This is a genomic window from Bacillus cereus (assembly GCF_002564555.1).
Taxonomy (GTDB): domain Bacteria; phylum Bacillota; class Bacilli; order Bacillales; family Bacillaceae_G; genus Bacillus_A; species Bacillus_A cereus_K.
The window spans coordinates 1-592 of sequence record NZ_NUVD01000099.1 but is presented as its reverse complement, the minus strand read 5'-3'; the positions used below and the strand labels follow the sequence as shown (position 1 = coordinate 592).

Below are 592 nucleotides of genomic sequence, written 5' to 3'. Positions count from 1 at the left end.
ACTTTCCCTAAAAGTGGAAGTCCGTCTACTAATTCCTTAACAAATTGATCTAGTCCATTCACAAGAGGACTTAGAATTTCCGCATATGTTTTTTGTAAGTAATTCCCTAGACCTTCATCAAAGTCGACTGTAATAGTACTACCGTCGTTTGAAATTACACCTGGAAGTGAGTCTGTATAAGTTCCTAAATGTTTTAGTCCTTCGATAGTTTGATTGATGTTAGTTGTTAAATTTGTAATCGCAGTTATGAGTCCACTAACAAGTCTACGAACAAGTGGAACTTTCTCGACCTTTTTTAAGATGCCATTAACCGTTTCCAATGTTGTTTGAAGACCAGTTAAAGTAGTGTTCAGTAATGGGACATCTGCAAGTTGTAAAGGTAATAGTCCGACACTGATATCAACTGTTGGATTTGTAATATTCCCGCGAAGATCTTCTGGAATTGTGAAAACAACTTTTTTATCATCTAAAACGCCTACTTCAGCTAGTGCTCGGCCTGATAATGTTAAATCAAAATCGTATGATCCATCAGGTTTTTGTACTGGACGATCGTTAGACGTTGTTAATTTTGCATTTTGTAGAATCGTAATAT

General features: G+C 36.0%; 1 protein-coding gene. It reads right to left on the bottom strand.

The genetic code is table 11. The annotated features are described in order from the left end of the window. A partial coding sequence (locus tag COI75_RS27020) for an adhesive domain-containing protein (RefSeq protein ID WP_218006723.1) occupies positions 1–592 on the bottom strand: 592 nt, incomplete at both ends.